The sequence below is a fragment of the Collinsella aerofaciens genome, assembly GCF_039758965.1.
Classification (GTDB): Bacteria; Actinomycetota; Coriobacteriia; order Coriobacteriales; family Coriobacteriaceae; genus Collinsella; species Collinsella aerofaciens_BR.
Genome location: NZ_JBDMSL010000027.1, coordinates 1 through 15,034, shown reverse-complemented (window position 1 = coordinate 15,034; position 15,034 = coordinate 1). Strand labels below are relative to the sequence as shown.

12 protein-coding genes are annotated in these 15,034 nt (G+C 60.9%); all 12 read right to left on the bottom strand.

Annotated features, from left to right (window positions below; translation table 11 throughout):
• Positions 1 to 130 precede the first annotated feature (130 nt).
• The 12 genes from ABHU32_RS08710 to ABHU32_RS08655 all read right to left on the bottom strand — a co-directional run bounded on the left by ABHU32_RS08710 (position 131) and on the right by ABHU32_RS08655 (position 14,922).
• Positions 131 to 712, bottom strand: coding sequence for a VanZ family protein (locus ABHU32_RS08710; RefSeq protein WP_346979660.1), 582 nt, complete (start codon positions 710 to 712; stop codon positions 131 to 133).
• Between the two features lie 104 nt (positions 713 to 816).
• Complete coding sequence (locus ABHU32_RS08705) at positions 817 to 1,422, bottom strand: recombinase family protein (RefSeq protein ID WP_195919687.1); 606 nt, start codon at positions 1,420 to 1,422, stop codon at positions 817 to 819.
• Between the two features lie 176 nt (positions 1,423 to 1,598).
• The gene (locus ABHU32_RS08700) at positions 1,599 to 3,734 is read right to left on the bottom strand and encodes a ribonuclease R family protein (RefSeq protein WP_346979659.1); all 2,136 of its coding nucleotides are present in this window, start codon (positions 3,732 to 3,734) and stop codon (positions 1,599 to 1,601) included.
• 135 nt (positions 3,735 to 3,869) lie between these two features.
• Positions 3,870 to 4,790 carry a permease-like cell division protein FtsX gene (gene ftsX, locus ABHU32_RS08695; RefSeq protein WP_006235311.1) on the bottom strand — a complete coding sequence of 307 codons (921 nt, stop codon included), beginning with the start codon at positions 4,788 to 4,790 and terminating at the stop codon, positions 3,870 to 3,872.
• Complete coding sequence (gene ftsE, locus ABHU32_RS08690) at positions 4,777 to 5,997, bottom strand: cell division ATP-binding protein FtsE (RefSeq protein WP_346979658.1); 1,221 nt, start codon at positions 5,995 to 5,997, stop codon at positions 4,777 to 4,779. Before ftsE ends, ftsX begins: the two co-directional genes overlap by 14 nt.
• 525 nt (positions 5,998 to 6,522) lie before the next feature.
• Complete coding sequence (locus ABHU32_RS08685) at positions 6,523 to 7,464, bottom strand: transketolase family protein (protein WP_346979657.1); 942 nt, start codon at positions 7,462 to 7,464, stop codon at positions 6,523 to 6,525.
• A gap of 1 nt (position 7,465) precedes the next feature.
• Positions 7,466 to 8,296, bottom strand: a complete 831-nt coding sequence (locus tag ABHU32_RS08680) for a transketolase (protein WP_055285663.1) — start codon at positions 8,294 to 8,296, stop codon at positions 7,466 to 7,468.
• Between the two features lie 208 nt (positions 8,297 to 8,504).
• On the bottom strand, positions 8,505 to 9,395 hold the full coding sequence (locus ABHU32_RS08675; protein ID WP_346979656.1) for a YitT family protein: 891 nt from the start codon (positions 9,393 to 9,395) through the stop codon (positions 8,505 to 8,507).
• Positions 9,396 to 9,560: 165 nt separating this feature from the next.
• Entirely contained in the window at positions 9,561 to 10,709 is a 1,149-nt protein-coding gene (gene prfB, locus ABHU32_RS08670) for a peptide chain release factor 2 (protein WP_138113004.1), read from the bottom strand.
• Positions 10,709 to 13,516, bottom strand: a complete 2,808-nt coding sequence (secA, locus tag ABHU32_RS08665; protein ID WP_271744662.1) for a preprotein translocase subunit SecA — start codon at positions 13,514 to 13,516, stop codon at positions 10,709 to 10,711. Before secA ends, prfB begins: the two co-directional genes overlap by 1 nt.
• A 307-nt stretch (positions 13,517 to 13,823) precedes the next feature.
• The gene (gene rpmE, locus ABHU32_RS08660) at positions 13,824 to 14,249 is read right to left on the bottom strand and encodes a 50S ribosomal protein L31 (protein WP_006235303.1); all 426 of its coding nucleotides are present in this window, start codon (positions 14,247 to 14,249) and stop codon (positions 13,824 to 13,826) included.
• Between the two features lie 367 nt (positions 14,250 to 14,616).
• Entirely contained in the window at positions 14,617 to 14,922 is a 306-nt protein-coding gene (locus ABHU32_RS08655; RefSeq protein WP_346979655.1) for a hypothetical protein, read from the bottom strand.
• Between the last annotated feature and the right edge of the window lie 112 nt (positions 14,923 to 15,034).

Sequence of the window (15,034 nt, the reverse complement as noted above, 5' to 3'; positions counted from 1 at the left end):
ATTGTGCCGCATCGTGGCGCACAAAGGGCGAGCGTTCTACCGCTCGCCCCTCAAATCCGACCGCTCGGAAATACGCGCGACACAAAATAATTCAACAAGGTCGCATTATCAGAAACGGGTTTGTTACCGGCTAGCGCCTCGCATGGGCGCCGATCGGCCGAGTCGCATGGCGCACCAACGCCGCCGCCAGCAATACCGACAGCATGGCGGTGACATAGCCCGCAGCGTCGAATCCTAAATCGATAACGTCGAAATGCCTTCCGGGAACAAAGATCTTATGCACCTGATCGCCAACGGAGCAGGCGGCGCAAAAGAGCAATACGGGCACGCAACGGGAGCATACGCTCCACGGACGCCTGGAAAAGCAAACCACGACCACGGAGGCGAACAATCCGACGAAGAAAAACTCTACGGTATGGGCAACGCGACGGACGTTTGTGCCCACCCACATGCGAATGGAAGCAAGTCGGCCAGACCGGACATTCGAGGCAGCCGAATCGGTGCCCCCGGTCATTCCGTTCTCCGCCTGAGCTTCACCCGTGGCATCGACAGCCTGAACGCCCGTAGCCTGACCCTCCACCACACGCGCGGTGGACTCGCTCAGCAACGACGTCTCCACCGCATTTTGCTCCGTCAGCACCCAGATGCCCGCCAGCGTTGCAGCGAACAGAACGATCGCGGTCCATCCGATTATTTGTTTTACGCGCGCCAAGGGTCAACCTCCTTTTTTGAATATCAGCGAGTGTAGCCCCAAATGGCATCGTCACCGTATCAAAATTTGAATCGCAACAGGAAGCGACAAAGCGACGCAAAACCCTACCCCGCCTCGCGCATCCAGCGATCGAACGTCCCCACGCACACGCCCAGGCACTTTGCTGCCTGGCTGCGGGTAATATCGCCCGCCTCATAGCTATCGCGCACCAGCTCAAACTGAGGAGGGCATGGCTTGCGAGGTCGACCGAAACGGACCCCTCGCGCCCGCGCCGCTGCAATCCCCTCCGCCTGGCGCCGATGGATATTCTCGCGCTCCACCTGCGCCACGTAGCTCAGCAGCTGCAGCACAATATCAGCAATCAGGGTGTTAGTCACATCCGGCGCGCCGCTGGCCCTGGCGCGCGTGTCAAGCAATGGCATATCCAACACCACAATGGCAACCCCGAGCACCTTGGTAATGCGTCGCCATTCCTCAAGAATCTCGGAGTAATTACGGCCAAGTCGGTCGATAGAAAGCACCACCAGCACGTCCCCGTCTCCCAGGACGTGCAGCAGCTCGCGATAACGCGGTCGATCGAAGTCCTTGCCGCTCGCATGGTCGGCATAAATATTCGCCGAGCCCACGCCATAGGCGCCCAGCGCATCCAGCTGCCGATTAAGATTCTGATCGCGCGAACTCACCCGCGCATAACCGTACACCGTCGCCATCTCATCCCCGCTTTCTTGTAAACCCGCCAAAAGGGACAGGTTTATTTTGGTAGGTTTTACCTCTCAAACAGCAGGTAAGCGGGCGGCCGAGCAGACGGCAAGGTAGCCACGATTCAAATGCGAAGGGCGGTCCCGAAAGGCCGCCCTCCGCTCCCCCACCATGAGTCGGGATTTGGCTAATGGATAAGCTTAAAGTCCAAGTGCCCACGCGTGGTATTGACGCGCGAGACCTCGATAATCACGCGCTGCCCCAGCTCGTAACGGGTGCCCGTATCGGCACCTGTGAGCGTGAGCGCGTCCTCGTCGAACTCGAACCACTCGTTGCCCAGACTCTTGATCGAAACCAAGCCTTCGACCTGCGTTAGGTCCAAGCGCACAAAAAGGCCCATGCTGCTAACCCACGAGACGGTTCCGGCATAGCGCTCGCCCAGACGGTCCTCATAGTACTGGGCAATCTTGATCTTTTGCGTCGCATGGCTGGCGGCATCTGCCGCGCGCTCGGCATCGCTGCATGCGCGGCAGATCTGCGGCAGAATGCGCGGCAGCGACTCGCGCCCCTTGCCGATCAGCCGCAGCGTACGGACCAAGGCGTCCTTGCCGCCGAGCTGCTCATAGGCCAACTGCAGTTTGAGCACGCGGTGCACCACCAGATCGGGGTAGCGACGGATGGGACTCGTAAAGTGACAGTAGCACGGCGCGGCGAGCGCAAAGTGGCCCTCGTTGCGCGGCTTGTACAGCGCGCGCTGCATGCTGCGCAGAAGCAGCGTGTTAACGAGCGGTGCGTTGGCCGTACCGGCGGCAGCATCAACTGCAGCCTGCAGCTCATCGGGGCTCCCCAGGGCAATACCGGCAGCACGGCGATCGTCGATGATGCCTAACTGCGCCAGCGCAACGGCGGCACCGTGCAGGCTATCGGGGCTCGGATCCTCATGCACGCGATAGCAGGCCTCGATATCACGGTCTGCCAGCCACTCTGCAACGCACTCGTTGGCGAGCAGCATGGCCTCCTCGATAAGCGACGTGGCACACGAACGCTCACGCGCCACAATCTGCACGGGTACTCCGTCCTTATCCAATAGAGCGCGAATCTCGGCCGTGTCAAAATCGACTGAGCCGCGGGCGCGACGAATACGACGGCGAAGTTCGGCGAGTTCGTTAGCGGCAACAAGGAAATCGCAGAGGTCGACGTTGTAGCCGCGGGCGGCCTCCTCGCACGCAAGACCGCGCTCAAGCGCTTCCTCGCGCGAGGTCTCGGCAGCCGCAACATCCTCGGCCGCACCCTCCAACACCGAATACTCAACCGCGCCGGCACGCACCAGCAGCGCCTCGGCGCCGTCATAGTCCATACGCACACGCGAGCGAATCACGCTGGGGTACGGATCGTAATGCCGCACGCGGCCCTGCGCATCGAGCTCGATATCGACGGTAAACGCCAGGCGGTCCTCGTCAGGGCGAAGCGAGCACAGGTCATTGGACAGGCGTTCGGGCAGCATGGGAAGCACGCGATCGGCCAGATACACCGATGTCGTACGATGACGAGCCTCAAGATCGATATGCCCGTCCCAAGCCACATAGTGTGAAACGTCGGCGATATGCACACCCAGCTTGTAGCCACCCTCAGGCGTGCGCTCCAACGAAATGGCATCGTCAAAGTCGCGCGCGTCGACTGGGTCGATCGTGATGACAAAGCGGTCGCGCAGATCGCGGCGGAGCGGGTCCTTAAGCGCCGCGGACACATCGAGCGAAAGCCCCTCGGCCTCGCCCAGCGCGGCCTCGGGATAGCTATCGGTATAGCCGTAACGCGCCATCACATATTGAACACCCAAATCGGGCGCGTCATCTCCGCCGATGCGGCGTTCGATCGTCACGGTACCCGATTCCAGGCGCGTCGGGTAGGTCAAAATGCGCGCGACAACAGCATCACCCGGGTGGACGCCCAGACGATCCGCCGAGGTATCCTCGGGCAGAATGAAGAAGTCGGCCTTCAGACGCGAATCGAGCGGCTCGATCACACCGAGCGGACCGGCGGTCTGGTACGTGCCCACCACGCTTATGGCTGCGCGCTCAACCACGCCTTCGATCACAGCGCGACGCTCGCCATGCGGGCTATTCTTAATGCTCACGGCAACGGTATCGCCGTCCATGATCTCACGCTTACCGCGGCCCATGACCTTGTAGTCGCCATTCTCGGTTATGACATAGGCACTGTGCTCATGGAGCTGCACGCGCCCGGTCAGGCTCGGACGGCGTTCGCTGCGCACCGGCCCGCGCTTATTGCGAGCTCCACGCTTATGCTTGTTATTGCGCCCCATGGCGCCTCCTAACTATCGATTGCGAACTCCAAAGAGTCTACCCAAATGATTCGCTTTCCTGCCGTCCCCTAGGAATCAAAAAACGGGCCGCCCCATAAGAGACGACCCGTTGGAAGGGATGAATTCCAGGCATGCCTACACGCGCAGGTAGCGGCGCATGGCTATGGCAGAACCAAAGAGACCGATAATCACGCCGACCAGAATCAGCGCAGCATAGGTCACCAGGTAATACTGCATCGGCAGGGCAAACGACATCCAGCCGATACTCTCCTGCAGACGCGGAATCATCAAATTGCGCAGCAGCTCCAGAACGCCGATGGAAAGCAGCGAGCCCAAAATGGCCTGCAGCACGCCCTCGGTGATAAACGGGCCGCGAATGAAGCCGTTGCTGGCGCCGACCAGACGCATAATCGCAATCTCACGACGACGCGCCGTGATGGACAGGCGAATCGTGTTGTTGATGAAGATGAATGCGATAAAGGTCAGAAGGCCAACGAGCACCACGGCGGCGATGCGGATGTAGTTGGTCACCTGGAACAGGCGGCTCACTTCCTCCTGGCCGTACAGCACGCTCGCGTTGACGTCGCCGTCATCCGCGATCTTCTGGAAATCGGCATCCTTCTTGAGCTTCTCTGCCGTGCTCTCGACCTTGGACGGATCGTCCATCTCAATAGCGAAGGAAGCCGGCAGCGGGTTCTGGCCATCGAGCGCGCTCATGGTGGCGTCGGCGTTGCCCGACATCTTGCTCGTATACTCGGCCAGCGCGTCGTCCTTGTCCTTATAGGTCACGGACTTGACGTTATTCCACGTCTTAAGCTCGGCCTCAAAAGCCTGAACATCGGCCTGATCAGCGTCATCACTAATGAACGCGTTGATGACAACCTGATCCTCGACGGTGCCGATCACGGAGTTCAGCATCGCGGAGCCCATGATGAACAGGCCGATGATAAACAGCGAAAGGAAGATCGTGATGACGGCGCCGAGCGAGGTAGTCCAGTTACGGAAGAAGTGGCTGATTGCCTCTTTGAAGGAGTAGCCCACGTTAGTTGGTGCCATAGTTGCCGTAACCTCCCCTCTCCTGGTCGCGGATGACGTGGCCGCCCTCGAGGGCGATCACGCGACGGTGCATGCTATCGACCATCTCGCGGTCGTGCGTGGCGACGATCACGGTGGTGCCGGTGCGGTTAATACGCTCAAGCAGCTTCATGATGCCCAGCGAGATCGCCGGGTCGAGGTTGCCCGTGGGCTCGTCGCAGATCAGCAGCGGCGGACGGTTGACCATAGCGCGGGCGACGGCAACGCGCTGCTGCTCGCCACCGGAAAGCTGGTCGGGCAGCGAGTCCATCTGATCAGCCAGGCCGACCAGACGCAGCACCTCGGGCACCTGGCTGCGAATGACGCCCTTGGGCTTGCCGATGCACTGCAGGGCAAACGCCACGTTTTCGTAGGCGGTCTTTTGCGGCAGAAGCTTAAAGTCCTGGAACACGGCGCCAATCTGGCGGCGCAGGAACGGAACCTTGCGGTTCTTGATCTTCATGAGGTCCTGACCGGCAACCAGGATGCGGCCGCTCGTCGGCTTGACGTCACGGTTGAGCGTCGACAGCAGCGTGGTCTTACCCGAGCCGGAGTGACCGACCAGGAAGACGAACTCGCCCGGATAGATCTCGATGTTGATGTCGTCGAGTGCAGGCTTGTTGGGCTGTGCCGGATAGATCTTGGTGACATGCTCCATAAGGATGACGGGCTCGACACCGGCCTGCTTGGCCATCTTCTTGCGGCTGGCCTGCGGATCGATGGGCGCAAACACCGACGTAAAATCGGGGTTGTTGAGCGCGTTATCGAGGCTTGCGACCTCGGCTGCCTGATCGCTCTCGACCACCGGGGCAGCAGGCTGCGTGGGGTCGGGAATAGCGGCAAAGAGACCGGACTGCGCAGGCTGAGGAGCCGGCGTCGCAGGGGCCAAGGGGTCGGGAATGCCGGCCATGGTAGGCTGCGGCATGGCGGCACCAGCCTGAGGCTGCTCCACGCGAGCGGTCACGGCCTGAACGGGCTCAAAACCCACCGTGCCGGAAAGCGCGACATCGCTGGTTGGATTGTAGGCAAAGGGATCGGATGCCGGCTGTGCCTGATCTGCCGGCTGAGCGGGGGCCTGAGCAACAGGCTGGCCCTCTGAATCCGGAGTGGCGAAACGACTGCCCTGGACGCCTGCCTGCGTCTTGGGGGCATCATCGCCCGCACCGGAGGTACGGAAGTGGTTACCCACTGGTGCTCCTTATCGTCGTGCGTTTAAACTACATGAGCGCTTTGTATTTTAGCAGTATTAGCTTTGCTGCACATAAGAAGCATGGCGTGCTTAGGGATCCCGTCGGCCGGGCACAGGGTTACTCTCCAAATCGTCCTCGGACATGTCGGAGCCCCCGCTGCGCGCTTCGCGCTGCGGGGGCTCCTCCGTCCTGCGGAAAAATTTGGGAGGTAACCCTGTGCCCGGCCTGCGGCTACTAAGGGGCCGCCGCGTTTATCTTGGGGTGCTGCATATACAAAGTTGGAAGGGTCTGAATTGCACTTTGCCGATATATGCCCTTTTCCCTGATGGGACCGTGCTTGAGGGGCGTCTTCATGAGTTGCGGTGAAATAGGGGCTGTTGAGCCTTTAAGCTGGCAAAACAGTCCTTATTTCACCGCAACTGAAACAGGGGCGCTCTCCAAGAGAGCGCCCCTGCCGGGTTTCCATAGTAATGGCGAAACAGTTTTATAGTTCTGGCGAAGCAGTCCTTGAGATCCGCCTTGCCTTATGCCAAGAACTCCTTGGTGGTCGCCACGATGTTGGCGGCGTCCAGGCCGTACTTGTGCAGGAGCTCGGCACCCGGGCCGGACTCACCGAAGGTGTCGTTGACGCCAATCTTCTTGAGCGGCGTCGGGCACTGCTCGCACAGGACGTCGGCAACGGCGCTGCCCAGGCCACCGATCACGGAGTGCTCCTCGACGGTCACGACGTGGCCGGTCTTGGTGGCGCTCTTGACGATCAGGTCGGCATCGATGGGCTTGATGGTGTGCATGTTGATGACCTCGGCGTCGATGCCCTCGGTAGCGAGCTGCTCGGCGGCCTCGAGAGCCTCGCCGACCATCAGGCCGCAGGCGATGATGGTCACATCGGCGCCCTCGCGCATGACAATGCCCTTACCCAACTCGAACTTGTAGGTCTCGGGGTCGTTGATAACCGGCGAGGCCAAACGGGCGAAGCGCATGTACACCGGACCGTCGCACTCGTAGGCGGCGCGCGTCACGGTGCGGGCCTCGACGTCGTCGGCAGGAACGATCACGGTCATGCCGGGGATGACGCGCATGAGGGCGATATCCTCGCAGCACTGGTGCGTGGCGCCATCCTCGCCCACCGAGATACCGGCGTGCGTGGCGCCGATCTTAACGTTGAGGTGCGGGTAGCCGATGGAGTTGCGGACCTGCTCAAAGGCGCGGCCGGCGGCGAACATGGCAAAGGTGCTCGCAAAGGCAACGCGACCGGTGGTTGCGATACCGGCGGCGACGCCCATCAGGTTGCTCTCGGCAATGCCCACATCGAAGAAGCGGTCGGGGCAGGCGGCCTTAAATTTGCCGGTCTGCGTGGCGGCGGCCAGGTCGGCGTCGAGGACCACAAAGTCATCGTGCTCGTTGGCGAGCTCGACGAGGGCCTCGCCGTAGCTTACGCGCGTGGCGATTTTCTTGACGTCTGCCATCCTAGAGCTCCTCTCCGGCGGCCGTGAGCTCTGCCATGGCCTGCTCAAACTGTTCATCGTTGGGGGCCTTGCCGTGCCAACCCACCTGGTTCTCCATAAAGGAAACGCCCTTGCCCTTCATGGTCTCGGCGATAATGGCGGTCGGCTGGCCCTTAGTAGCGCGAGCCTCGGCAAAGGCGGCGCGGATCTGATCGAAATCGTTGCCGTCGGCGAGCTCCACCACGTGGAACTTAAAGGCGCGGAACTTGTCGGCGAGCGGCATGGGGTCGTTGACCTCCTCGACGGGACCGTCGATCTGCAGGCCGTTGTGGTCGACGATCACGCAGAGGTTATCGAGCTGCTGGTTGCCGGCAAACATGGCTGCCTCCCAGACCTGGCCCTCCTCGCTCTCGCCATCACCCAACAGGGCGTAGGTGCGATAGTCATCGCCCCAGTGCTTGGCGGCAACAGCCATGCCCACGGCAGCGGAGATGCCCTGGCCGAGCGAACCGGTGGACATATCGACACCCGGGGTGTCGTTCATGTTGGGATGGCCCTGCAGGTGGCTACCGATGTGGCGCAGCGTCTCGAGATCCTCCTTGGGGAAGAACCCGCGCTCGGCGAGCACGGCGTACAGACCCGGAGCGCAATGGCCCTTGGAGAGCACAAAACGGTCGCGATCGGCCTTGCGGGGATCGGCCGGGTCGACGTTCATTTCCTCAAAGTACAGATAGGTCATGATGTCGGCAGCGCCGAGCGAACCGCCCGGATGGCCGGACTTGGCAGCGTGCACGCCGGTGACGATGCCCTTCCTTACCTCGTTGGCAACCTTTTTGAGCTCTTCGTCGCTCATTGTGCCTTCCTTTCATCCTCATTAGACAAAATGCGCACGGCACGGAAAGGTAATCCCAACACAGCCGCAATGCACGTACGTCATTCATTATGCTGGAAACTGATGGCTTTACCAGAGTTTTTATCATTATTTGAACAATTTAGCAGGCAGAACCGCTGATGAAACGGTTTATCAATGTGAACGTCTTTTGGATGGAACGCGGTCGACCCTACGCGCTAATGTCCTTGAATCCCTCGCCGAAGGCTTCCGTAACGTCGGCGACCGTCACAATGGCGCGAGGATCGCGCTCGCGCACGATCGTCTTGAGGGTATTGAGCTCTCGACGGCTCACGATGACCATAATCACCGGCTTCTCGGCACCCGAATACATGCCAGTCGCCTTAAACTTGGTACACCCGCGACCCAGGCCATACATGATATCGGCAGCGATATCAGGGAACTTGTCCGAGATGATGAGTACCATACGGCGTTTGTTGCCACCATCGACCACGGCATCGATCACGTAGCCGCTAATGACCATCGAAAGGCCTGCATATAGTGCGTTTTCGATTGAAAAGACCGGAGCCGACAGCGCGCATACGGCAACATCGATCGCCATGACGGTCGAGCCCACGGGCAGCGAGGTATTACGCGAGATGATTTGGCCAATCGTGTCCGAGCCGCCGGTGTTGGCGCCGGCGCGCAGCACCATGCCGTAACCGATGCCTGTAATAATGCCGCCCCACATGGCAGGGAGCATCAGGTCTGCATGTGCCAGAGGTGCTACAAACGGGGCGAACAGATCGGTAAAGAAGCCCAGAAGCACAAAGCCCGTCGCGGTCTGCACCACGTAGAACATGCCGCCCTCGCGCATAACGACCAGCAGCAGCAAGGCATTCATCACGATGGTCTGGATACCGACGGGAAGCGACACGCCTCGCGCCGCGCCGACCGCCTGGATAATAGTCGCAAGGCCCGTAACGCCACCGGCGGCAAGACCGTTGGGAATCAAAAACAGGTCGGTCGCGATGGCGGCCAAGGCACACCCCAACATGATCTGGGGCAGGTCGTGAAAGAAGTTCATCGAAAGAATGCGCTTGATGTCCAGACGATATGCCATGCTGCCTCCCTCAAAAAAGCGCACCCAAACGGATGCGCTTTGAACTTCTTCTTGTATTCGATTCTACCGATTCGCCGGACAAAAACCACCCCTGCGCAGGGTTTGTTCTGGATACAAACCCGTCCAACCGTTGGGCTTAGCATCGGCTTGAAACTGCCCGATGTTTTAGACCTCCGAGCCTTCTGCATCGGCGTTGCCGGTGGCCCAGCGATGGTAGCCAATAACAAACGGGTCCAGGTCGCCATCGTCAAGAACGGCCTCGACATTGCTGGTCTCCACGCCCGTGCGTAGGTCCTTGACCATCTGGTACGGGTAGAGCACGTAGCTGCGAATCTGGTTGCCAAAACCAATCGTGGTCTTGGGTCCGCGGATCTCATCCAGGGCCTCGGCGCGCTTCTCGAGCTCAATCTCGTACAGGCGAGCCTTGAGGATCTGCATGCACGCGGCCTTGTTCTGAATCTGGCTGCGCTCGTTTTGGCAGGTAACCACAATGCCGCTGGGGAAATGCGTCACGCGCACGGCGGAGTCGGTGGTGTTGACGCCCTGTCCGCCCGGGCCGCTCGCGTGATACACGTCCACGCGGATATCGTCGGGACTGATCTCGATGTCGATATCGTCAGGCAGCACGGGGATGACCTCGACGCCGGCAAACGTGGTCTGGCGGCGCTTCTTGTCGTCGGTGGGGCTAATGCGCACCAGACGGTGCACACCGGCCTCGGCGCGCAGCATGCCAAACGCGTCCTTGCCCTCGACGGTAAAGGTCGCACGGTCGATGCCGATGACCTCGGCCGCGGGGCAGTCGTTAATGGTGACCTTCCAGCCGCGACGCTGGCAGTACTTCATGTACATCTTAAAGAGCATGAAGGTCCAGTCCTGTGCCTCCAGGCCACCCTGTCCGGGCTTGATGGTCACAATCGCGTCGCCGTGATCGAACTCACCGGTAAACCAGCTCGAAAGCTCGAGCTCGTCGATAGCGCGGGCCAGGCGTTCTGCCGTAGCGGCAGCCTCCTCGCGCAATGCGGCGGCATCGGGGTCATCCCCCATCTCCTCGGCAAGCTCCAGCGCGGCGCGGGCATCGGAAAGCTCGCCGCGCGCGGTGTCCACGGCAGCGATATCTTCCTTGGTGCGCGCGATCTCCTCCATGGTGGCACGGGCAGCGTCGGCGTCATCCCAAAAGCCGGGGGCCACGCTTTTAGCCTCGAGCTCGGTCACGCGCGTGCGCTTTTCGTCCAAATGGAGATACGACTCGACCTCGCCGAGCCGGTCCGCGAACGCGTCCAGCTCGGCGGGCGTCACCTCTAAAGCCTCAGCCATTAACGATTCCTGCCGTGGCAGTACTTAAACTTCTTGCCGCTACCGCAGGGGCACGGGTCGTTGCGGCCCACGTTGACGTACGGATCGTCGCTCTCGGACTTGCGATAGGTGGTCACCTTGCCACCGTTGTTGACGGCAGCCGGACCACCCTGGACAGCCGTGCGGGCCTGCACCTGCGCCTGCTTGCGCAGCACCGAGTCGCCGTTGTCACCATCGACCTCGGCAGGACCGGAGAAGCGCGCACCCTCGAGCGCGGGCTCCTCCTTGTGCTCCACGGCACGCGGGGCAGCCTTGATCTCGATGCGCAGAACCGTACGCAGGTAATCCTCGTACATGGTGTCGACGAGCATCTGGAACGCGCCGTAGGCCTCGGTCTTGTACTCGACCAGCGGGTCGCGCTGGCCAAAGCCGCGCAGGCCGATTCCGGTCTTGAGGTAGTCCATCTCCTGCAGGTAGTTCATCCAGCGGGTATCGATGACGCGCAGCATGACCTGGGTGTTGAGTTCGCGCATCAGGTCCTCGCCCAAGCGCTCGGCCTTCATGTTGTAGCACTTCTCTACGTAAGCCAGGACATCGGCAGCCAGGGCCTCATAATCCTCGTCGGGGAACTTCGGCGTATCAATGTGGCCGGTGAGCTCCACAACCCACTTGCGCAGGCCCTCCAGGTCGCGCTCGCCATCGTGACTGTCCTTGGTGCAGAACTCCTGCACGCAACGGTAGACGGTATCGTGCATGACCTCGGTGATGTGGTCGGTCAGGTCCTTGCCGTCCAGAATCTTATTGCGCTCGGCGTAGATAACCTGGCGCTGCTTGTTCATGACGTCGTCGTACTCAAGGACGCTCTTACGCATGGAGAAGTTGATGCTCTCGACCTTGTGCTGGGCGCTCTCGACGGCCTTGGAGATGATCTTGTGCTGGATGGGCATGTCGTCGCCCATGTCGGCCGTGACCATCATCTTGGAGACGCGGTCCATCTTGTCGCCACCGAACAGGCGCATGAGGTCGTCCTCGAGCGACAGGTAGAACTGGGTCTCGCCCGGATCGCCCTGACGGCCGGAGCGGCCGCGCAGCTGGTTGTCGATACGACGGGACTCGTGGCGCTCGGTGCCGATAACGGTCAGGCCGCCGGCGGCAAGCACGCGCTCGCGCTCGGCCTTGCAGGTCTCCTTGGCCTCGGCGTTAAACTGCTCGAGCTGCTCGGGCGTCACGTCCTCCATGGTCAGGCCCTCGTACTCCAGGCGCTCGCGCACCAGCTCGTCGGGGTTGCCGCCCAGCAAGATGTCGGTACCACGACCGGCCATGTTGGTGGCGATGGTCACGGCGCCGTAGCGTCCGGCCTGGGCAACGATGTGGGCCTCGCGTTCATGGTGCTTGGCGTTGAGGACCTCGTGTGCGATACCGCGCTTGGTAAGGGCGGCGGACAGCTTCTCGGAGCTCTCGATGGATACGGTGCCCACCAGGACCGGCTGGCCCTTGGCATGACGACGCTCAACGTCGTCGGCGACGGCATTGTACTTGGCCTGGATGGTGCGGTACACCAGGTCCTCGTGGTCCACGCGCTGCACGGGCTTGTTGGAGGGGATGACCTCGACGGGCAGCTTGTAGATCTCGCGGAACTCGGCATCCTCGGTAAGTGCCGTGCCGGTCATGCCGGAGAGCTTGTCATACAGACGGAAGTAGTTCTGCAGGGTGATGGTGGCCAGCGTCTGGTTCTCCTCGCGCACGAGCACGCCCTCTTTGGCCTCGATGGCCTGGTGCAGGCCCTCGGAGTAACGGCGGCCTTCCATAATGCGGCCGGTGAACTCGTCGACGATCTTGACCTCGCCGTTGGTGACCACGTACTGCTTGTCGCGGTGGAACATGTACTGGGCCTTCAGCGCCTGCTGCAGGTGGTTGACCAGCTGGCCGGAGAGATCGGCGTAGATGTCATCGATACCCAGGCGGCGCTCGATCTTCTTAAGGCCGCGCTCGGTGGCGGCGATGGTGTGCTTGGCCTCGTCCATGACATAGTCGCCCGTGGGCTCGACGTCCTCGGTGGCGGTGAGCATGTCGTGCGACACGTCCTCGCCGCGCTCAAGGCCACGCACGGCACGCGCGAAGTCCTTGTAGGTGCTGGCGGACTTGGTGCCGGCGCCCGAGATGATGAGCGGGGTACGCGCCTCGTCGATCAGGATGGAGTCAACCTCGTCGACGATGGCGTAGTTGTGGCCGCGCTGCACACGCTGCTCGGGGCGGGTAACCATGTTATCGCGCAGGTAATCGAAACCGAACTCGGAGTTGGTGCCGTACGTGACGTCGGCCTGGTAGGCCGGGCGCTTGAGCTCGAGCGGCATGTTGTTCTGGAGCAGACCGACGGTCATGCCCAGGTACTTGTAGATGCGGCCCATCCACTCGGAGTCGCGCTTTGCCAGGTAATCGTTGACGGTAACGACATGCACGCCCTTGCCGGCGATAGCGTTGAGGTAGCCGGCCAAGGTGGAGACGAGCGTCTTGCCCTCGCCGGTCTTCATCTCGGCAATATGACCCTCATGAAGCGCCATGGCGCCAATGAGCTGCACGTCAAAGTGGCGCATACCCATGGTGCGCTTGGAAGCCTCACGCACGGTGGCAAAGGCCTCGGGGAGCATGTCGTCGAGCGACTCGCCGTTGGCGTAACGCTCGCGGAACTTATCGGTCTGGCCGCGGAGTTCCTCCTCGGTCATCTTCTCAAACTGGGGCTCAAGACCGTTGATCTGGTCGACGATCTTGTAGTAGCGCTTAAGGTCCTTATCGGATCCAAAGGACAGCAGCTTTGACATGAATCCCATGTGGTTTTCCTTTTTGGCCATCGCCCACGCCGTGCAGCTGCGGGCGAGTTAAACACAGATGATTGTACTTTAGCCAAACAAGGCGCGGCCTATACGGTCGACCTCGACCGCCACGTAATAACTACGACCAACCTGCCAAAAAGGGACAGGTTTATTTTGGCAGGTTTTATCTGGGCAAACGCCGCCTCTCTGCCATTTGGTGCAATGGAGGCAGGTTGGTTTGCACCAATAAAAAGAAAAGGGCCGCGCACCCAAACGGATGCACGGCCCTTATGCCATGAATGCGAGTGATTCCGCGGCGAGCTATTTACTCAGCGGCCTCGGTGGTCTCGGCCTCGGCAGCGGCCTCCTCGACGGGAGCCTCTGCGGGAGCCTCGGCGGCCTGCTTGGCAGCCTCCTCGGCAAACTTAGCAGCACGCTTAGCCTTCTCGGCAGCCTTGGCCTCAGCGGCGGCCTTGCGGGCGGCCTCGGCCTCAGCAGCCTTGGCGGCCTTGGCAGCCTTGGCCTCCTCGGCCTTCTTGAGCTGGGCGGCAGCGGCGCCACCGAACTTGTCGGCGAAGCGCTGGACGCGTCCACCGGTGTCGACGAACTTCTGCTGGCCGGTGTAGAACGGGTGGCACTCGTTGCAAAGCTCGACCTTCATCTCAGACACGGTAGCGTGCGTCTTGAAGGTGTTGCCGCAGGAGCACGTCACCGTGCACTCGACATACTGGGGATGGATACCCTGCTTCATGGTAGGACTCCTTATTGGTCAGGCGCTGGTTACCGATCAGCGCATAAGGCGTCTTGGTTTCCGACCAAGACAACAAACTCGGCTATGGTACCACGGCGCCGCGTGTCCCACAAAAGGTTCACGGTCTTTTCGGAACGACACGAATCTGACCCATCGAAACACATCTCCACCGTTCCTTCAACTGGGAAAATGCCGTCCCCGGGGCCTGAGAAGGGCCCCGGGGACGTTCGACTGACTGCGGGAACGGCCTTTCCGCTCAATGTGTTCGGCTGAGATCGGAAATCAACCAAACTGAACTAGGTTCAGTTGACATGGTTAAAAACGAGGGGCGACGCTTTTGCGTCACCCCTCGTCCCGGCCGGTTGCTTTAGTTGTACACACGGTAGTTACACTTGAACTGGGTTATGTGTCCATAGTTGGAGCGGTACCAACCCGACGTATAGCTGATTGCCTCTGCGCCTAGATAGTCGTAGCCCTTGTTGTAGCGAAGCTGACGGTAGGTCGTGTCGTACTCTGCTACGTAAAACGTGTCTCCAGAGAAGGCTTTGTACCGGTCCTTAACCGTCGAAGCCATGTACGCGGGTTCGACATCGCCTTTCTCCCCGTTGAGCGCATAGACGGGTGCCGCGATTCCGCATAAAGCCGTTGCCACGAGGATGGCGTAGACAGCCATGCGCGACGCATTGGACTTCAGCTGTTCAAATAGTCCATGTCATTCACCTCCTTCGTATGTATCGAGGTATTCCTGCTTGAGCGTCTGCGAGGACGACTTGATCTTTTCCACG

Bases quoted from the DNA above. Each gene is read 5' to 3' on its own strand.
- ABHU32_RS08705 (WP_195919687.1), bottom strand. From the start codon at position 1,422: ATGGCGACGGTGTACGGTTATGCGCGGGTGAGTTCGCGCGATCAGAAT.
- ABHU32_RS08655 (WP_346979655.1), bottom strand. From the start codon at position 14,922: ATGGCTGTCTACGCCATCCTCGTGGCAACGGCTTTATGCGGAATCGCG.
- ABHU32_RS08675 (WP_346979656.1), bottom strand. From the start codon at position 9,395: ATGGCATATCGTCTGGACATCAAGCGCATTCTTTCGATGAACTTCTTT.
- ABHU32_RS08680 (WP_055285663.1), bottom strand. From the start codon at position 8,296: ATGAGCGACGAAGAGCTCAAAAAGGTTGCCAACGAGGTAAGGAAGGGC.
- ABHU32_RS08685 (WP_346979657.1), bottom strand. From the start codon at position 7,464: ATGGCAGACGTCAAGAAAATCGCCACGCGCGTAAGCTACGGCGAGGCC.
- rpmE (WP_006235303.1), bottom strand. From the start codon at position 14,249: ATGAAGCAGGGTATCCATCCCCAGTATGTCGAGTGCACGGTGACGTGC.
- ftsX (WP_006235311.1), bottom strand. From the start codon at position 4,790: ATGGCACCAACTAACGTGGGCTACTCCTTCAAAGAGGCAATCAGCCAC.
- prfB (WP_138113004.1), bottom strand. From the start codon at position 10,709: ATGGCTGAGGCTTTAGAGGTGACGCCCGCCGAGCTGGACGCGTTCGCG.
- ABHU32_RS08700 (WP_346979659.1), bottom strand. From the start codon at position 3,734: ATGGGGCGCAATAACAAGCATAAGCGTGGAGCTCGCAATAAGCGCGGG.
- secA (WP_271744662.1), bottom strand. From the start codon at position 13,516: ATGGGATTCATGTCAAAGCTGCTGTCCTTTGGATCCGATAAGGACCTT.